The organism is Caulobacter sp. 1776, assembly GCF_040545685.1.
Taxonomy (GTDB): domain Bacteria; phylum Pseudomonadota; class Alphaproteobacteria; order Caulobacterales; family Caulobacteraceae; genus Caulobacter.
Genome location: NZ_JBEPMI010000007.1, coordinates 162,843 through 186,510, shown reverse-complemented (window position 1 = coordinate 186,510; position 23,668 = coordinate 162,843). Strand labels below are relative to the sequence as shown.

Here is a 23,668-nt window from a genome sequence, read left to right as displayed (position 1 = left end):
TGCGAAGAGTTCGAAAGGCTAAGCTTCCCGCGTCATCTCAAATCGGTAGTGGTGACTCGTATTGTCGACGGCATCCGGACCAGCGAATCAAGCGCCGGTCGACTATCTTCGCGCGACGGAACGGTAGCGGAGATTTGCTAGCTTGGGCGGCTGGCCGGATGCACCACCGGTCAGGATGCCACATCAGGCGCAGAGAAGTACGCCGTCGGCGTAGCGCCGAACGCCTTGTGAAAGGCGACAGTGAATGCGCCTGGCGCGCCATAGCCGGCCTCGAACGCGACCTCGGTGACGCTCGCCCCACCTCCAAGCATTTGAACCGCGTGCATCAGGCGCGCTTGCTGGCGCCAGCGGCCGAGCGAGAGGCCTGTTTCGGCAAGAAAAGACCGTTCGATCGTCCGACGGCTCGCGCCCGCATCGCGGCAGAGCGACGCCAACCCGGTTCGGGCGCCCGGATCATCCGCGAGCCGTTCGGCGACGCGGCGCGCTCGGACGTCGGAGGGCATCGGCAGTTCCAGGGCAAGCGCGGGCAGGGCGCGCAATTGACGCGTGAGCAGCGCGCTGACGTGGCGATCGGCCCCATGGGCGCAGGCGTGAAGGATGAGTTCTCTGACCAGATTGGACACCGCGACGACGCAGCATTTGCGTGGCAGTCCGCGAACCAGAGCGGGCCGGAAATAGAGCGTCCGCATGGCGACATGCCCCGACATGGCGATTGCATGTGGCACGCCGGCCGGAATCCAGACCGCTCGGTGCGGCGGCGTAACCCACGCCCCTTCCTCGGTGCGAACGGTCATCACGCCCGCCGAGGCGTAGACCAGCTGGTCGCGATCATGTGCGTGGGTCGTGATCATCTCGCCCGACACATAGTCACGCGCGAAACTGGTCATACCCGGGCCGTGCGCGGCTCTGTCTTCGCGGTGCGCGGATTGGCGAAAATTCGACATTATTTGTCAATCTATCGAAAGATTGCCGTATCGGAAAGCGTAGCATGGCCGTCTCCAAGGAGATGATGATGGCGATCTTTCGAGGCCCACTGCCGCGCCGGACGGTGTTGCGCGGGGCGACTGCGGCGGTGGCGCTGCCGTTCCTTCAGGCCATGACGCCCCCCAGCGCGTCGACCGCAGCGCGCGAACGGCCCAGAAAGCCAAGATTGCTTGCGATCGAGATGGTTCACGGCGCGGGCGGCAGCACCGCGTATGGCCGCTCTCGCAATCTCTGGTCACCGGAAGGCGAGGGGCGCGACTTCGTGTTCACGCCCAGCCTCGCGGCGCTTGCGCCCTTTCGCGAGCAGGTGACGATCGTCAGCAATACGGACCTCCGGCCCGCCGGGTCCCTCTCGCCGGCCGAGGACGGCGACGGTGTGGACCATGCGCGTTCGTCCGCCGTCTTCCTGACCGGAGCGCACCCAGCGCGGAACATCGAAGGAAAGGTCCTAGCGGGGCCTTCGATCGATCAGATTTTCGCACGTTCCCTGCGGGGCCAGACACGTATCAGCTCGCTCGAACTGACCGTCGAAGACCTTGGTGAGCCGCCTGGTCCAGTATGGCCGCAGGGCTATAGCCCGGCCTATCGGCACGCGATCAGCTGGATCGACGCGCGTACGCCGGCCATGCCCGAAGTCTCGCCGGGAAAGGTCTTCGCGAGGCTGTTTGGCGCGGTCCCCGCGGACGCGGCGCAAGGCGGCAGCGTCCTCGACGCGATGATCGATCCCGCCCGGAAACTTCATGGCGACCTCGCCGGCGAGGACCGCCATCGGCTCGCCGCGCATCTCCAGGACATTCGCGATCTTGAGCGGAGCATCCACGATTTCGCAGGCATGAAGCGGGCCGCCTCAAACGGGGAGGCCGGAGGTCCGCTTTCATTTCCGGATCATGTGCGAATACTCGGCGAGCTGACGCGCCTGGCGTTCGCCGCCGACCTCACCCGTGTCGCCACCATCAAGCTTGGCCTGGATCGCAATCAGCGCATCTATCCTGAAAGCGGCGTGATGACTCCCTTCCACACGGCCTCGCACCATCGCCAAGAACCCGAACAGATCGAGGCCTTCACGCGGCTCAACGCCTTCCATGTCGCGCAGGTCGCCGACCTGATCGGTCGGTTCGACAGGACCGGCGATGGCGAGGCGAGCCTGCTCCAGCGGTCGCTCGTGCTGTACGGCAGCCCGATGGGCGATTCACATGTCCACGCCCACAGCTACTTGCCCGTTTTCCTGGCTGGCCGCGCCGACGGTGCGATCGAAGGCGGACGACATGTGGTCTGCGCGCCCGGCACGCCTTTCGCCGACCTGTTGCGCACGATCGTTGCTCGCCTCGACGCGCCGGTAGGACGGATCGGCGACAGCGTCGGCCTCGTGCCGGTCTAGCCTCGGAGGCTTCGGCCGGTTCGGCCGCCGAGCTAGTCGAATGGAGACCATGATGCGAAAAATCGTACTGATCATGACCCTGTCGATCGACGGCTACGTGGTCGCCCCGGAAGGCATGGCGACGGGTGGCTTTCCTGAGCCGGCGGAACTCAAGCGCTGGAAGCTGGACCGCATTCGTCGCGCTGGCGCGCACATCATGGGCCGCGTGAGCTACGAGGAAATGGGACCTTATTGGCAAAAATCCGACGATGCCTACGCCGCGCCGATGAACGACATTCCCAAGGTCGTGTTTTCGAAAACGCTGAAGGAAGCGACCTGGCCCGATTCCACGATCGCGAACGGCGATCTACGAGAGGAAATTTCTAAACTGAAACAGCAGCCTGGCGGGGAAATCATTGCGTGGGGCGGCGCAGGGTTCGCCCAGGCATTGTCGAAAGCAGGGTTGATCGATGAGTACGCCATTCTGACTCGGCCGATCGCCTATGGCGGCGGCAAACCCCTATTCAGCGGTCTGACGGACGCGCTCGAACTAAACGTTCTTGCGACGACCGCCTACGACAATGGCGCCATGCTTCGTATCTACGTCCCCTGCTGATCCATCGCGGCGGTCATCAGCGAAGAGCATCTTTATACAACCCTTATGTTGCGGCCCGCCTTCGATATGGAGCCCTTACGCGCCTTCGTGGTCCTTGATCTCCGACACCAAAGGAGGCCGAGATGGCTGATCTTCTCTATGGCGCGCTGGGATTAGGCCTGTTCGCACTGTTCGGCGCCTTCGCCGCCGGGCTGAGGCGCGTCTGACCATGCTGGTGAATCTTATGTGGGCGGCCGGGGCGATCATCGTCGCCGGCTACATGGTCGCGGCCATGCTGCGCCCCGACAAGTTCTGACGGACATCCTCAAATGACTTGGCAAGGATGGGCGGAAATCGCCCTAACCCTGAGCCTGGCGGTCGCCATCGGCTGGCCGCTGGGCGTTTTCATGTCGCGCGTCTGGAACGGCGAGCGAACCTTCCTCGACCCGGTGATGCGTCCCGCCGAGGGTTTGTTCTACAAGGCCTGCGGCGTCGACCCGAATAAGAGCCAGGCCTGGCACGGCTACGCCCTGGCGTTGCTGACGTTCAACCTGGTCGGTTTCCTGTTCGTCTATGCGGTGCTGCGTCTGCAGGGCGTGCTGCCGCTGAACCCGCAAGGCTTCCTGGGCTTGTCGGGCCACCTGTCGTTCAACACGGCGATCAGCTTCGTCACCAATACCAACTGGCAGAGCTATGCGGGCGAGGCGACCATGTCGACGCTCAGCCAGATGCTGGTGCTGACGGTGCAGAACTTCGTCTCGGCGGCCACCGGCGCGACGGTGGCCGCCGCCCTGGCGCGGGCCTTCGTCGCCAACCGGGGCGAGGGCGTCGGCAACTTCTGGGCCGATCTGATCCGCACCACGCTCTATGTGCTGCTGCCGCTGTCGTTCGTGGTCGCTATCATCCTGGTCGCCTTGGGGCTGCCCCAGACCCTGTCGGCCGGCGTGACGGTCCACACGCTGGAAGGCGCTGAACAGAAGATCTCGCTCTACGCCGTGGCTTCGCAGGAGGCCATCAAGATGCTGGGCATCAACGGCGGCGGGATCTTCAACGCCAACTCCGCCCATCCGTTCGAGAACCCGACGCCGCTGACCAACCTGATCACGGCCGTCTCGATCAACGTGCTGGGCTGGGCCGCCTTCTTCGCGTTCGGCCGCATGGTCCTGGCCAAGAAGGATGTGCGGGCCCTGGTGATCGCCGCCTTCGTTCTGCTGTTCGCCGGCGCGGCGGGCGTCTACGCCACGGAAACTCAAGCGCCCCCGGCGCAGGTCGCCGCCAAGGTCGACACGTCGGTGAACATGGAGGGCAAGGAGGTCCGCTTCGGCGCGCCCGCCACGGCCGCCTGGGTCGCCGCCACCACCGGCGCGTCCAACGGCTCGGTCAATGGCATGCACTCCAGCCTGATGCCCTTGGGCGGCGGCATCGCGATGTTCCTGATGCAACTGGGCGAGATCCTGCCCGGCGGCATCGGCTCCGGCGTCGCGATCATGGTCGTCATGGCGCTGCTGTCAGTGTTCGTCGCGGGCCTGATGGTCGGCCGCACGCCCGAATATCTGGGCAAGAAGGTCGAAGCGCGAGAGATCCAGTTCTCGATCCTGGCCGTCGTGATCATCCCGCTGTCGATGCTGGGTTTCTCGGCCATCGCCGCCGTCTTACCCGAGGCGCTGAAGGGCCTGATGCACGCCGGGCCGCATGGCCTGTCGGAAATCCTCTACGCCTACGTCTCCGGCACGGCCAACAATGGCTCGGCCTTCGCCGGCTTGACCGCCAACGCCCCCTGGTGGGACGTGACGCTCGGGATCGCCATGGCCGCAGGCCGCTTCTTGCCGATCGTGGCCGTCCTGGCCATCGCTGGCGCCCTCGTCGCCAAGCCCAAACTCGCCCCCACCGCCGGCACGCTGCCGACGGACGGCGGACTCTTCATCGGTCTCCTGATCGGCGTGATCCTGATCCTGGGCGGCCTGCAATTCTTCCCCGCGATGGCGCTGGGACCGATCGTCGAGCACTTCCAGGCGCTCGGCGCGGTCGCGGCCCTCCGCTGAGTGGTGATCCCATGACATCGATCGACATCCACGCCGGCGAGGGCCGCCGCAAGGCCTCGGCCCTGGCCGCCGGCCTTTCCGGAGCGGTCCTGGCCCGCGCGACCAAAGACGCTTTCTTGAAACTGGATCCACGCAAGCTGACCGGCAATCCGGTGATCTTCGCCACCTGGATCGTGGCCCTGCTCTCGACCGCCTCAGCGGTCGCGGCCGCAGTCTCCCACCAACCGGCGGGCTTCGCCATCCAGGTCGCGGTCTGGCTCTGGGCCACCGTGCTGTTCGCCAACCTCGCAGAAAGCGTCGCCGAAGGGCGGGGCAAGGCGGCCGCCGACAGCCTGCGCGCCACCCGGGTGACCACCAAGGCCAAACTGATCATCGATCCGACCACCGGGACCTGGATCCCGACCCCGGCCCACAAGCTGGGCATGGGCGAGATCATCCTGGTCGAGGCCGGCGAGGTGATCCCGACCGACGGCGAGATCATCGAGGGCATGGCCAGCGTCAACGAGGCGGCCATCACCGGCGAAAGCGCGCCGGTAATCCGCGAGAGCGGCGGCGACCGTTCGGCCGTCACCGGGGGGACCACGGTCGTCTCGGATTGGATCAAGGTGCGCGTGACGGCCGAGGCCGGCTCGACCTTCCTCGACCGCATGATCGCCATGGTCGAGGGCGCCGACCGTCGCAAGACGCCCAACGAGATCGCCCTGGCGGTGCTGCTGGCCGGCCTGACCCTGATTTTCCTGATCGCGGTCGTGACCCTGCTAGGCCTGGGTAAGTTCTCGGGCGTGGTCCTTGACCCGCTGGTGCTGGGCGCGCTGTTCATCACGCTGATCCCGACGACGATTGGCGGGCTTCTGTCGGCGGTCGGCATCGCCGGCATGGACCGTCTGCTGAAGGTCAACGTGCTGGCCACCTCGGGCCGGGCCGTGGAGGCCGCTGGCGACGTCGACACCCTGCTGTTGGACAAGACCGGCACCATCACCTTCGGCAACCGCATGGCCACCGAGGTGATCGCCGCTCCCGGCGTGCGTCCCGAGGTCGCCCTGCGCGCCGCCGTCAGCGCTTCGCTGGCCGACGAGACGCCGGAAGGCCGCTCGATCGTCGAACTGGGCCGTAATCAGGGCCTGGTCGTCCAGGTTCCGACCGGCGCAACCTCGATCGCCTTCAGCGCCAGCACCCGTCAGTCCGGACTCGACGCTCCAAATCAAAGCGGGGGCGGCATGTCCTGGCGCAAGGGCGCGGTCGACGCGGTCTATCGCAGCCTGGCCCTCGATCCCAAGATGGTTCCGACCGAGGTCGCCGCCGCAGTCGACCGTATCGCCCGCTCGGGCGGCACGCCGCTGGCGGTCAGCGAAAACGGCGCTCTGGTCGGCGTGATCCATCTGAAGGACGTCGTGAAGCCCGGCGTGAAGGAGCGCTTCGCCGACCTGCGCCGCATGGGCCTGCGCACCGTGATGATCACCGGCGACAACCCGGTCACCGCCGCCGCCATCGCGTCCGAAGCGGGCGTCGACGACTTTCTCGCCGAGGCCACGCCCGAGGACAAGCTGCGACTGATCCGGGAAGAGCAGGGCAAGGGTCGCCTGGTGGCCATGTGCGGCGACGGCGCGAACGACGCGCCCGCGCTGGCTCAAGCCGACGTCGGCGTCGCCATGCAGACCGGCGCCCAGGCCGCCCGCGAGGCTGGCAACATGGTCGATCTCGACAGCGACCCGACCAAGGTCATCGAGATCGTCGAGGTCGGCAAACAGATGCTGATCACCCGCGGCGCCCTGACGACCTTCTCGATCGCCAACGACGTGGCCAAGTACTTCGCCATCATCCCGGCGATGTTCGTGGTCTCGCTGCCGGCCTTGGGGGCGCTGAACGTCATGCATCTGCACAGCCCGCAAAGCGCGATCCTGTCGGCGGTGATCTTCAACGCCCTGGTGATCGTCGCCCTGATCCCGCTGGCCTTGAAGGGCGTGAAGTACCGCGCCATCGGCGCCGGCAAGCTGCTGTCGCGCAACCTCACCGTCTATGGGCTGGGCGGCCTGATCGCGCCGTTCGTCGGCATCAAGCTGATCGACGTCGTGGTCTCGGCCCTCGGCCTGGCCTAAACAACGGCAATCGGAGACTCATCCGCCATGCTTTCGCATCTTCGCCCGGCCTTTGTGTCGATGGGCCTCTTCACCGCCCTGCTGGGAGTCGCCTATCCGATGGCCGTAACGGGCGTCGCCCAGGTGGCGTTTCCGGCCCAGGCCGGCGGCAGCCTGGTTCGCGACGCCAAGGGGACCGTCGTCGGCTCGGCCCTGATCGGCCAGACGTTCGCCAAGCCGGAATATTTCCACGGCCGCCCTTCGGCCGCCGGCAATGGCTATGACGCCGGCGCGTCCAGCGGTTCGAATATGGGACCATTGAACGACAAGCTAATCGAACGGGAAAAGACCGACGCCGCGGCGCTGCGGGTCGAGAACCCGGGTGCGATGATCCCGGCCGACGCGGTCACCACGTCCGGCTCGGGCCTGGATCCCGATATCTCGCCGGCCAATGCCCGCTTCCAGGCCCCGCGCGTGGCCAAGGCTCGGGGATTGCCCCCGGGGGCGGTGCTGGCGGTCGTCGAGGCCAACATTCAGCCACCACTGCTAGGCTTCATCGGCCAGCCACGGATCAACGTGCTGGCGCTCAACAGGGCGCTCGACGCCCGTTTTCAAAAGGGCGGCTAGTTGCCGGCGGACGATCGCTCTTCCCAGAAGGAACCGGGACGTCCCGATCCCGAGGCGCTCCTGGCCGCCGCCAACAAGGCGAGCCGGGGGCGCCTCAAGGTGTTTCTGGGCATGGCCCCGGGCGTGGGCAAGACCTACGAGATGCTGCGCGCCGCCCGTCGCCGGAAGGCAGAGGGCGTCGACGTTCTGATCGGGTTGGTCGAGACCCACGGTCGTCGTGAGACCGAGAGCCTGCTGCGTGGCATGGACGTTCTGCCGCGCAAGCCGATCGACCATCGCGGCCGCGTGCAGATGGAATTCGACATCGACGCGGCGCTAGAGCGCCGGCCGAAGATTCTGCTGGTCGACGAATACGCTCATTCCAATGCGATCGGCTCGCGCCATCCCAAGCGCTGGCAGGATGTCGAGGAGCTTCTGGCCGCCGGGATCGACGTCTGGACGACCCTGAACGTCCAACACCTGGAGAGCCTGGTCGACGTCATCCATCGGATCACGGGCGTGCGCCAGCGCGAGACCGTGCCGGACAGCGCGTTGTCCCGAGCCGACGCCATCGAGTTGGTCGACATTACGCCCGACGAGCTTCGCGAGCGGATGGCCGCCGGCAAGGTCTATGTCCCTGAGACCGCGCGACTGGCGGCCGACAACTTCTTCAAGATCGAGAACCTCACCGCCCTGCGCGAACTGGCTCTGCGCCGGGCGGCCCAGACCGTCGACGACCAACTGGTCGCCGCGATGCGCGAAAAGGGCGTCGAAGGGCCCTGGGCGGCCGGGGAGCGGATCCTGGTGCTGGTCAGCGGCGACGCCATGGCCGGCGCTCTGGTCCGCGCGGGCCGGCGGCTTTCCGACATGATGATGGACGCGCCCTGGATCGTCGCGCACGTCGAACGCACCGACCGGCCGGAAGTCGGGCAGGGCGGCGCGGCCCGCCTTCGCGAGGCCTATCGCCTGGCCGAGCAGCTTGGCGGTACGACGGTGGCGCTGACCGGCGGCGACATCGTCGGCGCGGTGATGGCCTACGCCCGGCGCAATAACGTCACCCAGATCGTCATTGGCAAGTCGGTCGAGACTCGTTGGCGCGAGCTGCTTGGGCGGTCCCTGGCCGGGGCCCTGCTGCGCGAGGCGCGAGGGGTGGCGGTGCATGTCGTGACAGAAGCGGGTCCCGAGCGCGAGCTGAGGCCAGTGCGACCGATGAGTGTTGGGCCTTGGCAAGGCTATCTGGTTGGCGCGCTGTTCGTGGGCGCCGCGACTCTGGCGGCCTGGGGGCTGGACCTGGCCTTCGACCGGGTCGATCTGGGGATGATCTTCCTGGCGGCCGTCCTGGCCGCCGGTGTGCTGCACGGCTTGCGGCCCGCCTTGGCGGCGGCGACCGTGGCTTTCGTCGTCTACAACTATCTGTTCCTGGCGCCGCGCTACAGTCTGGCGATCGGCTCGCCGACGGACTTCATCACCCTCGTCGTCTTCTGGGCGGTGGCCCTGGCGTCCGGCGGCTTGGCGGGCCGGGTTCGCGATCAGGCCGTGGGCTCGCAACGCCGCGCCGCCGCCGTGACGACGCTGCTGGCGGCAAGCCGGACTCTGTCGGCCGCGACCGGTCGCGACGCCGTCGCCCGCGCCTTAGCCGAACAGGTCTCAGCGGCGGCCGTCGCTCGGGCGATCGTGTTGCTGCCGGAGGGGGAAGACCTCGCGCCTGTCGCCGGCTCGCCGGGCGTGGAGACGCTGGACGCCGCCCAAATGGCTGCTGCGCGCTGGGCCTGGGAGAAGGGGGAGGCCGCCGGCTTCGGCACCGGCACCCTGCCGCAGACGCGTTGGACGTTCTGGCCGTTGGAGGGCGTGCGGGCTCGCGCGGGCGTGGCCGGGGTCGAGGCCGGTGACGCGCCGCGTGGCGCCGATCTCGAGCGCTTGATCCTGGCCCTGCTGGAACAAGGCGCCGTGGCGCTGGAGCGCTCGCAACTGGCCACTGAGGCGCTGGAGACCGAAACCCTGCGGCGCGCCGATCGCTTCCGGTCCGCCCTGATGAACTCGGTCAGTCACGACCTGCGCACGCCGCTTTCGACGGTGCTGGGCGCCTCCAGCACGTTGCTCGACTACGGCGACAAGATGAAGAAGGCCGTGCGCGACGACCTGTTGCTCAGCATCCGCGAGGAGGCCGAGCGTCTCAGCCGCTACGTCGCCAACCTGCTGGATATGACCCGACTGGAGGGTGGCGGACTGCGGCTGCGCCTGGACTGGATCGACGTGCGCGACGTGCTGAACGCGGCCGCTGAACGCGTGTCGCGCCGGCTAGGCGGCCGAGCGCTGTCGCGGGACTATCCGGATAGCCTGACCCTGGTTTGGGCGGACTCGAGCCTCTTGGAACAAGCCATTGTAAATATTTTAGAAAATGCCATCTTCTACAGCAGCCCCGACAGCCGGATCGAACTGGCGGCCTACGAGGATCGCGGCAATGTCGTAATCAGCGTCGAGGACGAGGGCAGGGGTGTCCCCCCCGCCGAGCTGGAGCTGATCTTCGACAAGTTTCGCCGCCTGGAAGAGCCCAGCGACCGCCACCAGGGGGCGGGTCTGGGTTTGGCCATCGCCAAGGGTTTCGTCGACGCCATGGGCGGTCGGATCGCCGCCGCCAGTCCGATCCACCAAGGACGCGGCACGCGGATGCTGATCAGCTTGCCCAAGACCGTCGCCACGCCGCACGATCTGCTATGAGCCGCCCATGAGCGCCGTTCGCCAACGCATCCTCGTCATCGACGACGAGCCGCAGATTCACCGGTTCCTGGGCCCGGCGCTGGACGCCGCCGGTTACGAGCCATTGCGCGCCGACGGCGGCCAGGAAGGCCTGCGGGCCATCGCGCTGTGGTCGCCGGACGCCGTGGTCCTTGATCTCGGCTTGCCGGACATGGACGGCAAGGCGGTGCTGGAGAAAGCCCGGGCGTTCTACGACGGGCCGATTCTCATCCTGTCGGCGCGCGATCGGGAGATCGAGAAGATCCAGGCGCTGGATCGCGGCGCCAACGACTATGTTGAAAAACCCTTTGGCGTCGGTGAGTTGCTGGCGCGGCTGCGGGTGGCGCTCCGACAGTCAACAGCGTCGCGACGCCCCGCTGGGCCGATGTCGCTGGGCGATGTCGTAGTCGATCTCGACCGACGGCTGGTGACCAAGGCAGGGCTCGCCGTCAAGCTGTCGCCCAAGGAATTCGAGCTCCTGGCCCGCTTCGTCCAGGCCACCGGCAAGGTGCTTACCCACAAGGAACTCCTGGTCAGCGTCTGGGGCGTCGCCCATGCCGAGGACACGCAGTACCTGCGAGTCTTCGTAGGCCAGCTCCGTCAAAAGCTGGAAGATGATCCGAGCAAACCCGCGCTCATCGTGACCGAGCCCGGCGTCGGATACCGGATGCGGGAATAGCCTGGGCTATAGCGAGCAAGACTTGGGCTTAAAACCCGCCGCCGAATATTTCCAAAACCGTGCATGCTCGCTGAGTATAGCGAACTATAAAAAGCGTGCTTGCGCACTCAATGCGTGACCCTTTGTTTCTGCTGACGACGGAACTGCCGAGGATGACGGTGTTGGTGCTAGGCGAACGCTCAAAAGCTTGGCCGCCGGGCCTGCGTCGACCGAGGCCACGCTTGCCCACGGCGCGAGGGTAGGGGCCTTTTTGCCTTCCAAGGTTGCTTTGTCCAAAAAGCAATCTTGGCTTGCGAAGGCGGCCGCCGATGATAAGGTTGCAATGTTCCAGCCTTAAACCGGAGGACGCAATGACGCTTGCTGCTAATCGGGTCATGGCGCGGGCCTATGCCCGCGAGCTGACCCTAGACGAAGTGGATGCCGTTTCGGGCGCCGAGCCCCCTACGCCGAAGGACGAAATGCCGATCATCATCATCGCGCCGAACGGTTGCTCGACGTTGACGATGTCGTCGGGCGGCACCGTCGTCGACGAAGGCGACGCTTGATTTTCTCCGGGCGGCCCGTCCGCCGGGCCGCCCGAACGATCAATGTGGCGTCATGAAATTCCTGATCGACACCATTCCATTCGACGAGCACGCGTCGGCGGTCGAATGGGCTTTGAAGCGTCGCGGGCACAGCACCCGAATGCTGCACCTGACCGACCATCCAGCAATCCTTCCGCTTAGCCTGCATTTGCAGAACGGCCGGACATCGTTCGGCTTCACCAACCTTGCTGGAGAAACCTTCTCGGAAGCCTTCGACGTCGCGCTGACGCGCCGTCGGCGTCCCAACAACCTCTCGTCTTCTCTGGCCCCTGCCGACGTGGAATTCGCCAAACGTCAGAGCCAGATCATCAGCGAGGGCCTCTATCCGTATGTCGACGTAAAGGGCATGTGGGTGAACCCGCCGGCGTCGAGGCGCAACACCAGCCTCAAGCCGCTTCAATTGGCGCTGGCGGCTCGTAGTGGCCTCCAGGTGCCCGATACGCTCATCAGCAACAGCTTCGAAGACGTCGTCAGCTTTTGCCGGCAACAAGGTGGCAAGGTCGCCTTCAAACCTCTCGAACCTGGAACATGGACGAACGGCGCCGGATCAAGCTGGTTCAGCTACACGGTAGTTCTCGACCAAGCCGAGCTTGAGCGTCAGCGGGCGTCGATTGAAGCCTCCGCGGGAATCTACCAGCACTATGTGGAGAAGGCCTTCGAACTTCGCGTGGTCGTGATGGGACGCAGTTGCTTCTCAGCTAGGCTCGACAGCCAGGACCACGCCGACACGATGGTGGATTGGCGCCATGCCCACCACAGTAACGCGGACCTCCGCGCCTCGCATCACGCTCTTGATCAAGCGATCCAGGACGCATGCTTTGAGTTCATGGACGCGATGGATCTCGTATTCGGCGTTTTCGACTTCGCGGTCGGCAAGGACGGCAAAACTTATTTCCTCGAAGTCAATCCGATGGGCCAGTTTCTATTTCTGGACACGATCTCGTCCCTGCCACTCCTACAGATCTTCGCGGACTTCCTGGAATCGAATGATCCTCGTTTCGCCTGGCAGGGCAGCGACGATCCGGTCCGGTTCGCCGATTTTTGGCGTTCAGCCGAGAAGACGCATCTCTACGAGCACGTCTACCCGCGCCACACGCCGGTCCCCTTGGGCTCGTTCCTTTACGTCGAGTGAGACCGCCCATGAACCTGATCGCCGGCTTTTTCGCCTCCGCGCTCCTGCTTCTCCCTATTAACGATGGAGGTGGGCAGATCGGCTCAATCGCTCGACCGGACGGGACGGGCCTGGTGCTCCAGCCCGGTCGGACCGCCGAGTCGGATGTCGTTGCACTGCTGGGCAAACCCTCGCACAGGATTCGAAATCCGGGCGGCGGGGTGACTGTCCGATGGACGAGCGTCGAGCCGAGTCTTGTGGAAACCTATCAGGTCTTCACGCTCGTCTTTTCTCGCCGGGGCAAGCTGGTCTCCGCAGAGCGATCGCAATTGAGCCGCTACTGACGTGCGATCGCATCGAAATCCTCCGAAGGTCCGTAAATGATCATTGCATCCTTGCTAGCTTCGGCAAGCCTCGCGGGATGCGCCCCACTGGCGGGAGCCTCGCGGACGGTTGGCCCGACGGTGCAGTTCGTGCTGGTTGGCGAAATCCACGGCACCAACGAAGCCCCGCAAATCCTGTCGGATCTTCTATGCGCAGCCAAGGTCACGCGCAGGCCGGTCGTCGTTGCGCTGGAACAGCCCGAAAGCGCTCAGGCCGATATCGATCGGTTTCTGGCCTCGGACGGCCGGGAGAAGGCCGCGTCCGTCTTCAAAACCTCCGCGATTTGGCGCCAACCGATACCCGACGGTCGTTCGAGCCAAGCCTATTTCGAGCTCTTCCAGCGTCTGCGGGTGGCGAAGGCGGGTGGCTATCGGATCTCCGTCGTGGCGTTTCAGCCCAGCCTTTCGGGAGCGATGCCGCCGCAGAGCGATTACAACCGCCTGATGGCCGAGCGCCTTCTCGCCGCATCCAAGGCGCGTCGCAACGCCCTGACGCTTGTCCTGGTCGGGAATGTCCATGCCAGCAAGGCGGCCATCAAGAGCGGCGACACGACGATCGTGCCGACCGGAGCCTGGCTTCCGGCGAACAAGACCTTGTCCCTGCTGGTCCGCAACGGTGGCGGGCTGGCCTGGAACTGCTGGGGGAAAGACAACTGTGGTCCTCACCCGACTGGCAACGAACCGCCCCGTCCAAGGGCCGTGCGCTATGAGCTGCCGATCCGCGAAGGCTACGACGGAGAAATCGACCTTGGCGCGCCAACCACGCCATCTCCGCCGGTCGCGCCGGCTCCAGACTAGGCTCGAGGCTCGACCGTCTGGCGCTTTTCAACGTCCACTGCAGTCGATCAGGGAAGGCGCCCGTCGTGCAGTCTGCGATCTGCTGGCGCGCGCCGTCCGCCCCGGTGGGGCGCTCCGGCGGAAAGGCTTCATGCAGCGATGAGCAGTCTATTTCGCCCTGAAAGCCTGGACGCGCCGATGCGGCGCATCGAGGGCGAGGTGCTGCTCTGGATGCCGGCGCCATGGAAGGCGCTCGTGCTGGCCAGCGCCGGGGCGCTCCTGGTTGGACTCGGCGCGGCCGCGGCCACCTCCTTCACACGCAAGGAAACCGTGTCGGGCTGGATCGTGCCCGACGGCGGGCTGATCAAGATGACCGCCCGGCAGGGCGGGGTCGTGCAGGCGGTTCTAGTCCAGGAAGGCCAATGGGTCGCCGCCAATGCGCCCCTGGCTCGCATTCGCCTGACCGAACAGGTCGATGGCGACGATGCTGGGGCCGAGATCGAGCACCAGGGCGATGCGCAGCTTCGCGCCGTCCAGGATCAGACCGCGGCGAATCTCGACCGCATCGACATAGAGACGCTCGGGCTCCAACAGCAGGCGCGCGATCTCACCCGCCAGCGCCAAGAGGCGGAGGTCGCCCTGGCGACGGTCGTCGCCCGCCAGGGCCTGGCGCAGGCCGATCTTGAGCGAACCTCCCGGCTGACGGCCAGCGGCTTTGTCTCGCCCGCCTATGTCGACGCCAAGAAAGCGGCCCTGCTGGCCGCGCAGCGGGACGTTTCAACCGCGCGCTCGACCATTCTCGCGCTCGACGACCGCCTGAACGACGCCCGCGCGAAACTCGCGGCCAAACCGCGCGAGAGGGACGCGGAGCAGACCAGTGGGTGGGCGCGCAGCGCCCAGCTGGGCGCCGAATTGACGAGAGCGCGAGCTGATCACGGCTATGAACTCAACAGCCCCTTGGCCGGGCGGGTCGGGGTCCTGCCCGTCGCCGCCGGCCAGCCGCTCGCGGCCGGCGCCACCGTGATGACGATCACCCCGGCGGGCGGGCGCCTCCAGGCTGAAGTGTTCGTACCATCGCGCGCGGCCGGTTTCATCCGCCCAGGCCAGGTCGTTTCGCTTCGCTACCAAGCCTTTCCCTACCAGAAGTTCGGCGTGGCCCACGGCCACATCGCGTCGGTGTCGCGTACGGTCCTGTCGCCGTCCGACGTCCAGATGCCCGGCGCCGCCTTCGCCGAACCGGTGTTCCGCGTCCGGGTCACGCTCGATCGGGAATTCGTGGACGCCTACGGCGACCATATCGCCCTTCAGCCTGGCATGCTCCTGGCCGCCGACATCGCCGTGGAGCGGCGCACCTTGATGGAATGGCTGCTGGATCCGCTCTACGCCGTAGGGCGGCGGACGTGAACGCCCTAGATCCTCGACAGCTTGTTCGACGCGAGCGGCTACCCCTGTTCCGATCGGCCGAGGCGGCCGAGTGCGGGTTGGCCTGCCTAGCCATGGTCGGCGCCTATCATGGTCACGACATCGATTTGAACGGAGTTCGCCAGAGGTTCGCCATTTCGAGCTCCGGAACGACCTTGAGGGGCTTGATTGACCTGTCGCGGCAGTTGGGCCTGGCCGCCCGTCCGCTTCGCATCGACTTGGAGGGCCTGCTGAATTTGCCGCTGCCGGCGATCCTGCACTGGAACCTCAATCATTTCGTCGTCCTAAAGGCGATCAACAAGGGAAGGCTGATCCTCCACGACCCTTCGAACGGCGTGGTCAGCATGACTCTGAAGAGCGCTTCGCCTCACTTCACCGGCGTCGTTCTAGAGATCACGCCGACCGACGATTTCGCGCCGCTCAGCGCGCGCCTGCCTGTGGGCCTTGGCAGCCTCTGGCGGCGCCTGCGCGGCGGCGCTTCGTCGGCGGCCTTCCTCCTGACCGTGTCCCTGGCCGTTCAGGCGACGTCGTTCCTGGCCCCGCTGCAACTGCAATTGATCGTCGACGAGGTCATCGTCCGCAACAACGCCGACCTGCTGGTCGTCATCGCCTCAGCTTTCTTCCTGCTGATGATCGCGCAGGTGGCCCTGAGCGCGGCGCGGGACTGGAGCCTGCAGATCCTCGGCGGCCAGCTGGTGATGCAGATGGTGGGGAACCTATTCCGCCATTTGGTACGGTTGCCGACGAGCTATTTCGAGAAGCGCCACATCGGCGACATCGTCTCGCGCTTGGGCGCGGTCCGGTTTGTCCAGGACACGCTGACACAAGGCGCGGTAACCGTCGCGATCGACGGCCTGATGGCGATCGCGGCAGGTTGCGTCCTGTTTCTCTACGCTCCCAAACTAGCCCTGGCCGTCTTCGCTGGCTTGGCGGCCATCGTGTTGCTCAATCTGGCGTTCTACCCGCGACTAAAGGCGCTGACCGAAAATGGGCTGGCGCTCTCAGCCCAGGAGCAATCCTACTTGATGGAGACCGTGCGTGGGATCACGACGGTCAAGCTGCTGGGCGGGGAAGCGCAACGCGAAGGCGCATGGCGCAACTTGTTCGTCAACACGCTTAACGCCAACATTCGTTTGCAGCGGCTGGCGATCTGGCAGAGCAGCCTACAAAACCTCGTCCTGGGGACGCAAATCGCCATTGTCGTCTACATCGCCACCCGCGACGTGTTGGCGGCCAACGGGTTCTCTATTGGCATGCTGACGGCCTTCCTCGCCTTCCGCCAGATGTTCATGGACCGTACCCTTTCCTTAGTCGCCAAGGCTCAGCAGTTCCAAGTCATGGGCGTCTATCTCGATCGCCTTGGAGATATCGTCACCCAGGAGCCTGAAACGGTCGTCAGCGAGCCCGTCTCCGGTCGAACGCCTGGAGAAATTTCTATTCGTGGGCTGGGCTTCCGTTACGGCGCCACTGACGCCTGGGTGTTCCAGCGCCTCGACCTTGATGTCCGCGACGGGGAATTTCTCGCCATCACCGGCGCTTCTGGTATCGGCAAGTCGACTCTATTGAAATTGATGCTCGGCCTGCAGGCGCCGGTTGAGGGGGACATCTTCATATCGGGCGTTCGCGCGAGCGCCCAGCGTTGGCGCGGTTGGCGCGAACGCACGGGCGTGGTGACACAGGACGACCGGCTCATGTCGGGCAGCTTGGCCGACAACATCGCATTCTTCGACCCCGACATGCGTATGGACAAAGTGGTCGAGGCCGCCAAGGCCGCGGAGATCCATGACGATATCGAACGCATGCCGATGAACTACCGGACCCTGGTGGGCGACATGGGTTCCAGCCTTTCTGGTGGCCAGCGCCAGCGTGTGCTTCTGGCGCGGGCGCTCTATCGCGACCCCGCGATCCTTATCCTCGACGAGGGCACGGCCAATCTCGATCCAGAGGTTGAAGAGGCCATCGCGGTTCGGATCGGCGCCATGCGGGCCACGCGGATCGTGGTGGCTCATCGGCCCGCGCTGATCGAGCGAGCCGATCGGGTTTTGAAGCTGGTCGACGGTGAGCTGCGGGTGATCCGTGATCGTCGATCCCCCGCCGAACTCGACGACCGAGATCCTTTCAATCTTGAGTTCAATAAGGCCGCAACATGACGTTGCGGCGCGTGAAACCCTTTAGGCGATTGTGTCGCGCGCGCGGCGTTGCCGCGGATGGTTCAATGGACTGCGGGCTATCCGGCCAACTCGGAACGCTCCGGCTTCGCCATTTAACTGAATGTCCGCAAACTAACACCGCGCCACGTTCGGCTTCTGGTGCCGTCGGCCGGCCGATCGGACCTTCGAACGGGCAGAGCAGGGGGGCGGAAGTCTCCTTCCCGCAGGGGAAGGTGGCTTGGACGGTCGGAGGGGCAGCGCGACCTAGGCCCGGACGGCCCCTTCAAGATCGCCGGCGGGCAAAGCGTGTTCACGCACGCAATTCGTGATCCTTTATTTCTACTGACGACCGAGCTGCCGAGGACGATGGTCCTGGAGCTGAGCGAGCGATCAGAGCTTGGCCGGCGGATCTGCGTCGGCGCTGGACGTACGCCGCTGCGGTCGGAGCGGTCGGCGGGTTTGTCTCCTGAGTTCTGGGACGCCTGGACGCAGCGGCGACCGATGCTTGGGCGCACCTCGCCAGTCGCAGCAATTGCGATCAGCCAATCGCACGGTTGAAGTCAGAAAATCGCGAAAAACCGGAACGACAGGGCAACTCGTAACGGCCCAGCTGCGACTCGCAGAATTAGGAGTCACTGACAACAGAGACGATCGTTGAACTACAGAAAATATCGTCTAAGATATATTATCGGAAGATTGTGCCGGCGATGAGCAATTTTTGGCTGAATTTGTCACGGGTCACATTTGATGACCCCGTTAGTCGTTGTCCTAAAAACCCTCAGAGTTGATGGCCTTCTAGCGTCAAAGTTTCTGTCGTGAGGACACCAGCTGGTCGCGCGATGGCGCGAGCCTCGCCAAACCGACGTGTAAAAATTCGGCGTGCGCACCGCTCAGATCGCCATGCAGAATTCCGCAATCAGGTGACGAATGCCTCGCCAAATCGTAGCCGTTGAAGCTCTGCTAGCAATTGAGGATTTAGGGCCGGCTTCGCGGTTGTCCTTGGCCCGTTCTGTCGAGGCAGGCCTTCCCGTGGCGGCGCTAGAACAATTCACGGCAAACATTGCGCCAAATCACACCCGCTTCAAATATCGCTTGGTTCCGAAGGCGACGCTGCGGAGGCGTATTCGGTCGAGGAGCAACAATCGCTTGCGCCCGGAGGCTTGGGTTGAGGCGGGTCAGGTTAGCAAAAGCGATTTATCCACCCCGCTTGTAGCCAAGTCTCAGGCGAAGGACTGAGCATTCCCTCCCCTAGGCGGCAACCGAAGCTGCGCCGTCAAGCGCTCGCTCCAGCTCCCTCCCCCATCTCTGCACTGACTGACGGCAGTTTCCACGGCAGTGCTGCGCCATGAGCGAACCTCGGCATTCCCCCAGGAATACGACATTCAACCCGTAGAGCTTGGGGAGTCGCCGCCAGTTCTCCCTGCCATGATTGGGAGGTCTCGGTCGCCTGCGGGATAATCGTCCTCCCTGGTTCGCGGCCGGAGGAAGCGCTCAGGATATCTCCGTCAGGAACCTTCGGGCTGTGCGCAGATCTCGCGTCTCGTATTCGCCTGCGAATCTTTCGCAGATTGAAGCCAAGTCACACAAGCTCTCCTGCTCCCACGCCGTGCCACGCGATAGCGATGCCAAGTCGCTCACGGCGCGAAGGGTCCAGGCGATCGAGCCGCTCGCCCGCGCTGTCTCCACCGCCGAGAAAAGCAAGTCCCGCGCCTGGCTCGTGCGGCCGTGCGCCTGCTCGATAGCGGCTTTCAGGCGAAGGAGTTCGGACTTCCCCCAAGGCTCGGCGTTCGTGTCGAACACATGCTGGATGATCTCGGCTGCATCGCCCGCCTGACCATTGGCGATCATCGCATCGGCGATCAGCGTGAAGCGTGCATCATGCCGGATTTGAACGACCCCCGCGCGCACGCCGTAGAATGCGCTGCGCAGGCGCGCCGGATCGGGCCTCTGCCCAAGGTAGGCGGCGATCACCGCGGAATAGGTGTCCGCGACCGGGACCCACGCCGCGATGCCGTGACGATAAATGGCGCTTTGAAGTGTCTCGATATGCGGCAGGACGGCTTCGTACTCGCCGGCCTGTATCAGGGTCCAGACGACGCCCTGCGCGAGGCAATGGACCAAGGTCAGGCCATGCTGCACCTGCCGCGCGTCCACCGCCGCCGTCTCCGCGACGCGGATGGCGTCACGCGAGTGGCCCGTCAGCCAGTTGAGCGCCGCTAGCTGGACCTGGACGTTCATCTTCTGGTGGATCTGGAAGCTCGGCACGGCCCGCTGGGCCTCCCCCTGCATTTCCCCGAAGAGGCGTTGAACACGCGCGTGAGCAGCGTCGAAATCACAGATGCGAATCTCGTACTGCGCGCGAAGCTGTTCTTCTTCCCAAAGCGCGGCGGGTTGGTTCGCGCGTGCGGCAACCGGTCGCATGGCCATGAGGGCGCCGGCCACATTGTCCACGCGGCCGCGCATCAGCTCGTAAGTCGCGAACGCGCCGAGGGCGCGACACTCGGCCTGAGGATCTCCGGTCGCGCGCGCCAGTTCGATCGCTCTCTGGAAAAGAGCACTGGCTTGGTTGGAGTCGGTGGCGAGATAGGTGCTGACCGAAGCCAGCGCGACCACCAGCCTAAGCTCAAGAGAAGGCTCACGATCGCCGAGGCGGCGGAGTTCCGAAAGGGCCAGTTCGCAGTTGGCGCGTATCTCGCCGCTGAGCGAGAGATCGTGGCACAACGGTAGTCCGGCGGCCACCAGTTCGACCCCCAGCAGCCGATCAGCCGACCGACGTAATGTCCAGTCGAGCGCCTTTCGCATATCGTAGATCAGGTGAGCGTAGGCCGCACGCCAAAGGCGCGGCGACATCGCGGGCTGGTCGGCCGCCGCCTGGCCCAGCATCTTGAGAACCCAGCGCGCGTGAGCGGAATACACGAAAGCCGCTTCGTCACGGCGCTCGAGCAAAGCCTCCGCGAATGCGCGCGTGCTGTCGAGCAAGCGAAAGACCAATCCCCCCTCACGGTGCTCCACGGCGACCATCGACTTTGACCGGAGGCCGGCGAGCGCGTCGATGATCTCGATCGGCGAAAGCGCGACGCTCCCGGCCAGTTCCAAGACCGCCTCGTGTCCGAACACGCCGGCGAAGACCGAGCAAGCCTGCAGCGCCGAAGCTTCGTGCGCCGTGAGGAGGGAGTAGCTCCATTTCATGGTGTCTAGCAGCGTGCGCTGGCGACGAGGTTCTCCGCCGTGACGTCGCCGCAGAACCAGCACGTTGTTCCTGAGCTCAGCCAACGCCGTACGCGCGCCGCGCGCCGCGACGCGCGCCGCGACAAGCTCGATCGCCAACGGCGAGCCGTCCACCTCGCGGCATATTTGGACCAGCGCTTGCGCGTCGGAGTCTTGCGGCGCATGGCCGCGCTCCTCATAGGCTCGCCGAACCAAAAGTCGCGGCGCGGGGTAGCGCATTGCGGATTCGATCTCGTCGAACTGATCATTGGACGGGAAGGCTAGAGCGTTAAGCCACAACACCCGCTCGGATCGAGCGCGCAGAATCTCGCGACTCGTCGTCAGGATCCTGAGATGCGCGGTTCGCGCCAGCAGAACCTCGCAGATGTGCGAGACGGCGCTGAGGACATGCTCGCAGGTGTCGAGCACAAGCAGCATCCTTTGCCGCGCCAAGATCGAGCACAAGCCTTGGAGGCTGGCGCCGCCCGAGCTGACGGCTAGGGCCGTAGCCAGAGCGTCGGCGACGAATTCCTCTCGAGTGACCCCTGAGAGATCGACGAACGCGACGGGTGCGCCGGACTGCGCCGCAAGGTCGTGTGCGACCCCGCTCACCAAGGTCGTCTTGCCGATCCCACCGGCGCCGACGACCGATACCAGGCGGCTCACCCGGAGTAGGGCTTTAACGCGATCGATCTCGACTTCGCGTCCGATGATGTCTTGGCGTTGCGGGAGCGGCGCGGCGGCGAGCGCGCTCCGGGGCGGAGGGCCCTCGTCGGGCGGACCTTCGGCGCTGAGCCAATAGCCCCGCCCCACAATTGTCTTGATGAACTCTCCCGCGGGCGCATGGCGACGTAGCGCGCGGCGGATATAGGCGACCGTGACCTTCAGATTGGCTTCTTGGACAAAGGTGTCCGGCCAGGCCGCCTGGATCAGCTCACGTTTGCGAACGAGCTGGCCTTGCCGCTCGGCGAGCGCCACAAGGACATCCATCCCGCGGCCGCCAATGCGAACTTCCTCCGTCCCGCACAACAGTTTGCGGTGACGCTTGTGGAGATGGAAGGGGCCGAAACCGACGATGTGGTCGTGTCCACTGGTCTTCGCCTCGAGGGTTGGATCGTGTCCCAAGTCGCAGGAGCCTTCTTTCGCGCACGACTTGGGCTCAAACTACCATGGTTGCATGGGCGTCACAGAGCGGAACGCGCTCCGCCTACACCGAATGACCGTTCTTTACCCACTTTAACCATGGCGCCGCGCCACCCCGAGCTAACCTTCCAACGTCGTTCTTGAGACGCGGCGCTCGCCGCCGACGGGACAAAGCCGACGGAGGAAGGTCATGTCGAAAGGCACGGTGCTGGTCGTTGGCTCGAACGCCACGCGGATCGAAATCCAGGGCGGCGGGACCGGGCCGACAGGCCAATATCTGAACGAACTTGTCGTGCCGGTGATGGCGTTGCTGGCGGCCGGCTACGATATCGACTTCGCGACCCCCAACGGGACCAAGCCGTTCATTGATCCGGCCTCCGATCAGGCCGTTCATTTCGACAATGACAAGGCTGCCCACGCGCGAGCGCAGGATTTCTTCGCTAACCATCGCGCCATGAACAGGGTGAAAACGCTGCGAGCCGTGCTCGACGGTGGCCTCGACCAGTACGTGGCTTTTTTCACCCCCGGCGGTCAGGCGCCAGTCGTCGATCTCATGCAAGATTCCGAGCTGGGCGAGATCTTGCGTCACTTCCACGCGCGCAAGAAGCCCACCGCCTATCTCTGCCATGGTCCGATGGCGTCGATCTCGGCAATGCGGCACGCCCGCGAATTCAGGGCCGCGCTGATCGCGGGTGACAAGCCCAAGGCGGTCGAGCTCGCATGGGGCTGGCCGTACGCCGGCTACCGAATGACGGTCTATTCCTCGAGCGAGGAGAAGCCGATCGAGGACAACATTCTGCACGGCAAACTCTACTTCCACATGCCGGAAGCGCTGACCGCGGCCGGCGCCATCGTGGAAGTCGGACCCGATTTCGCGCCGCACGTGGTCGAGGATCGCGAACTGATTACCGGTCAGAACCCACGCTCCGATCACCCGATCGGCGAGGCGCTAATCGCCGCGCTCGGACGCGTCTCGGTCGACGTGTGATCGTGGCGCGCGGACCGCGCCGGCCCGCAAGACGCCCCTAGGAAGGAAAGCTCTGATGAAACACTTGATCGCAGGTATGCTCATGGCCATCGCCACCGTTTCGTCGTCCGAGGCCCAGCCGAAGCCGCCGACCCAACCCGTCTCGATCGTACTCGTGCATGGCGCCTTCGTGGACGCCTCGGGCTGGAAGGCTGTCTACGACAGCCTGACCCATGACGGTTACGAGGTGCTGGTCGTCCAGAATCCAACGATCACGCTCGAGGGCGATGTCGCTGCGACCCGCAGGGTCATCGCCGCGGCGACGAAGCCGGTCGTGCTCGTCGGCCATTCCTACGGCGGTGCGGTGATCACCGAAGCCGGAACGGATCCGAAGGTCAGGAGCCTCGTCTATATCGCCGCCCTCGCCCCCGATGTCGGCGAGTCGGTTTTCGAGCTCGCCACGCGGCCCGCGCCGGAAGGCGGCCCGCCGCTGCTTCCGCCAAACGACGGTTTCATCATCGTCGATCCGGCGAAGTTCCCGAGCGCCTTCGCGCCCGACGCCGATCCCAGCCTCGCGCGCTTCATGGCCGCCGCGCAGATCCCGTGGGGACTCGGCGCCGTCCAGACCAAACTTACGGCCGCTGCTTGGAAGGACAAGCCGGTCAGTTGGATGCTGACGACCGAAGACCACATGGTGCCGCCGTCCATCCAACGCTTCATGGCCGCGCGAACCAAGGCGAACATCGTCGAGATCAAGAGCAGCCACGCGGTCATGCTTTCGCATCCCCGCGAAGTCGTCGCCTTCGTCGAGAAGGCGGCGGCAGGGGTCAAGTAGGCTCCGTCCACGCCG

General features: G+C 65.2%; 17 protein-coding genes. 15 read left to right on the top strand and 2 right to left on the bottom strand.

Annotation, left to right across the window (positions count from 1 at the left end; translation table 11 throughout):
* Positions 1-170: 170 nt before the first annotated feature.
* Entirely contained in the window at positions 171-944 is a 774-nt protein-coding gene (locus ABIC66_RS19475) for an AraC family transcriptional regulator (protein ID WP_354072291.1), read from the bottom strand.
* Positions 945-988: 44 nt separating this feature from the next.
* Between ABIC66_RS19475 and ABIC66_RS19470 the strand changes: the two genes are divergently transcribed.
* The 13 genes from ABIC66_RS19470 to ABIC66_RS19410 all read left to right on the top strand — a co-directional run bounded on the left by ABIC66_RS19470 (position 989) and on the right by ABIC66_RS19410 (position 17,501).
* Complete coding sequence (locus ABIC66_RS19470) at positions 989-2,362, top strand: DUF1552 domain-containing protein (protein ID WP_354072290.1); 1,374 nt, start codon at positions 989-991, stop codon at positions 2,360-2,362.
* Between the two features lie 40 nt (positions 2,363-2,402).
* Positions 2,403-2,957, top strand: coding sequence for a dihydrofolate reductase family protein (locus ABIC66_RS19465; RefSeq protein ID WP_354072288.1), 555 nt, complete (start codon positions 2,403-2,405; stop codon positions 2,955-2,957).
* A gap of 308 nt (positions 2,958-3,265) precedes the next feature.
* A complete protein-coding gene (gene kdpA, locus ABIC66_RS19460; protein ID WP_354072286.1) occupies positions 3,266-4,978 on the top strand; it encodes a potassium-transporting ATPase subunit KdpA in 1,713 nt (570 codons plus the stop codon).
* Positions 4,979-4,989: 11 nt separating this feature from the next.
* Positions 4,990-7,074, top strand: coding sequence for a potassium-transporting ATPase subunit KdpB (kdpB, locus tag ABIC66_RS19455; protein WP_354072284.1), 2,085 nt, complete (start codon positions 4,990-4,992; stop codon positions 7,072-7,074).
* 27 nt (positions 7,075-7,101) lie between these two features.
* On the top strand, positions 7,102-7,680 hold the full coding sequence (kdpC, locus tag ABIC66_RS19450) for a potassium-transporting ATPase subunit KdpC (protein WP_354072283.1): 579 nt from the start codon (positions 7,102-7,104) through the stop codon (positions 7,678-7,680).
* The gene (locus ABIC66_RS19445) at positions 7,681-10,377 is read left to right on the top strand and encodes a DUF4118 domain-containing protein (RefSeq protein WP_354072281.1); all 2,697 of its coding nucleotides are present in this window, start codon (positions 7,681-7,683) and stop codon (positions 10,375-10,377) included. It abuts the gene before it with no gap.
* 7 nt (positions 10,378-10,384) lie between these two features.
* Positions 10,385-11,074: a winged helix-turn-helix domain-containing protein gene (locus ABIC66_RS19440; protein WP_354072279.1), complete on the top strand. Its 690-nt coding sequence runs from the start codon at positions 10,385-10,387 to the stop codon at positions 11,072-11,074.
* A gap of 350 nt (positions 11,075-11,424) precedes the next feature.
* Complete coding sequence (locus ABIC66_RS19435; protein ID WP_354072277.1) at positions 11,425-11,619, top strand: hypothetical protein; 195 nt, start codon at positions 11,425-11,427, stop codon at positions 11,617-11,619.
* Between the two features lie 52 nt (positions 11,620-11,671).
* Positions 11,672-12,790, top strand: a complete 1,119-nt coding sequence (locus ABIC66_RS19430; RefSeq protein ID WP_354072275.1) for an MvdC/MvdD family ATP grasp protein — start codon at positions 11,672-11,674, stop codon at positions 12,788-12,790.
* An 8-nt stretch (positions 12,791-12,798) separates the two neighbouring features.
* On the top strand, positions 12,799-13,113 hold the full coding sequence (locus tag ABIC66_RS19425) for a hypothetical protein (protein WP_354072273.1): 315 nt from the start codon (positions 12,799-12,801) through the stop codon (positions 13,111-13,113).
* Between the two features lie 120 nt (positions 13,114-13,233).
* A complete protein-coding gene (locus ABIC66_RS19420; protein WP_354072272.1) occupies positions 13,234-13,950 on the top strand; it encodes a hypothetical protein in 717 nt (238 codons plus the stop codon).
* Between the two features lie 138 nt (positions 13,951-14,088).
* Positions 14,089-15,333 (top strand): HlyD family secretion protein, encoded by a 1,245-nt coding sequence (locus ABIC66_RS19415; protein ID WP_354072271.1) that lies wholly within the window; start codon positions 14,089-14,091, stop codon positions 15,331-15,333.
* On the top strand, positions 15,291-17,501 hold the full coding sequence (locus ABIC66_RS19410; protein ID WP_502910376.1) for a peptidase domain-containing ABC transporter: 2,211 nt from the start codon (positions 15,291-15,293) through the stop codon (positions 17,499-17,501). Before ABIC66_RS19415 ends, ABIC66_RS19410 begins: the two co-directional genes overlap by 43 nt.
* A 1,491-nt stretch (positions 17,502-18,992) precedes the next feature.
* On the opposite strand, the gene ABIC66_RS19405 is transcribed toward ABIC66_RS19410, so the two are convergent.
* Positions 18,993-21,833: an ATP-binding protein gene (locus ABIC66_RS19405; protein ID WP_354072268.1), complete on the bottom strand. Its 2,841-nt coding sequence runs from the start codon at positions 21,831-21,833 to the stop codon at positions 18,993-18,995.
* A gap of 208 nt (positions 21,834-22,041) precedes the next feature.
* On the opposite strand from ABIC66_RS19405, the gene ABIC66_RS19400 reads away from it, so the two are divergent.
* Together ABIC66_RS19400 and ABIC66_RS19395 are read left to right on the top strand one after the other, a co-directional pair.
* On the top strand, positions 22,042-22,839 hold the full coding sequence (locus ABIC66_RS19400) for a type 1 glutamine amidotransferase domain-containing protein (RefSeq protein WP_354072266.1): 798 nt from the start codon (positions 22,042-22,044) through the stop codon (positions 22,837-22,839).
* A gap of 55 nt (positions 22,840-22,894) precedes the next feature.
* The gene (locus ABIC66_RS19395) at positions 22,895-23,653 is read left to right on the top strand and encodes an alpha/beta hydrolase (protein ID WP_354072265.1); all 759 of its coding nucleotides are present in this window, start codon (positions 22,895-22,897) and stop codon (positions 23,651-23,653) included.
* Positions 23,654-23,668 lie beyond the last annotated feature (15 nt).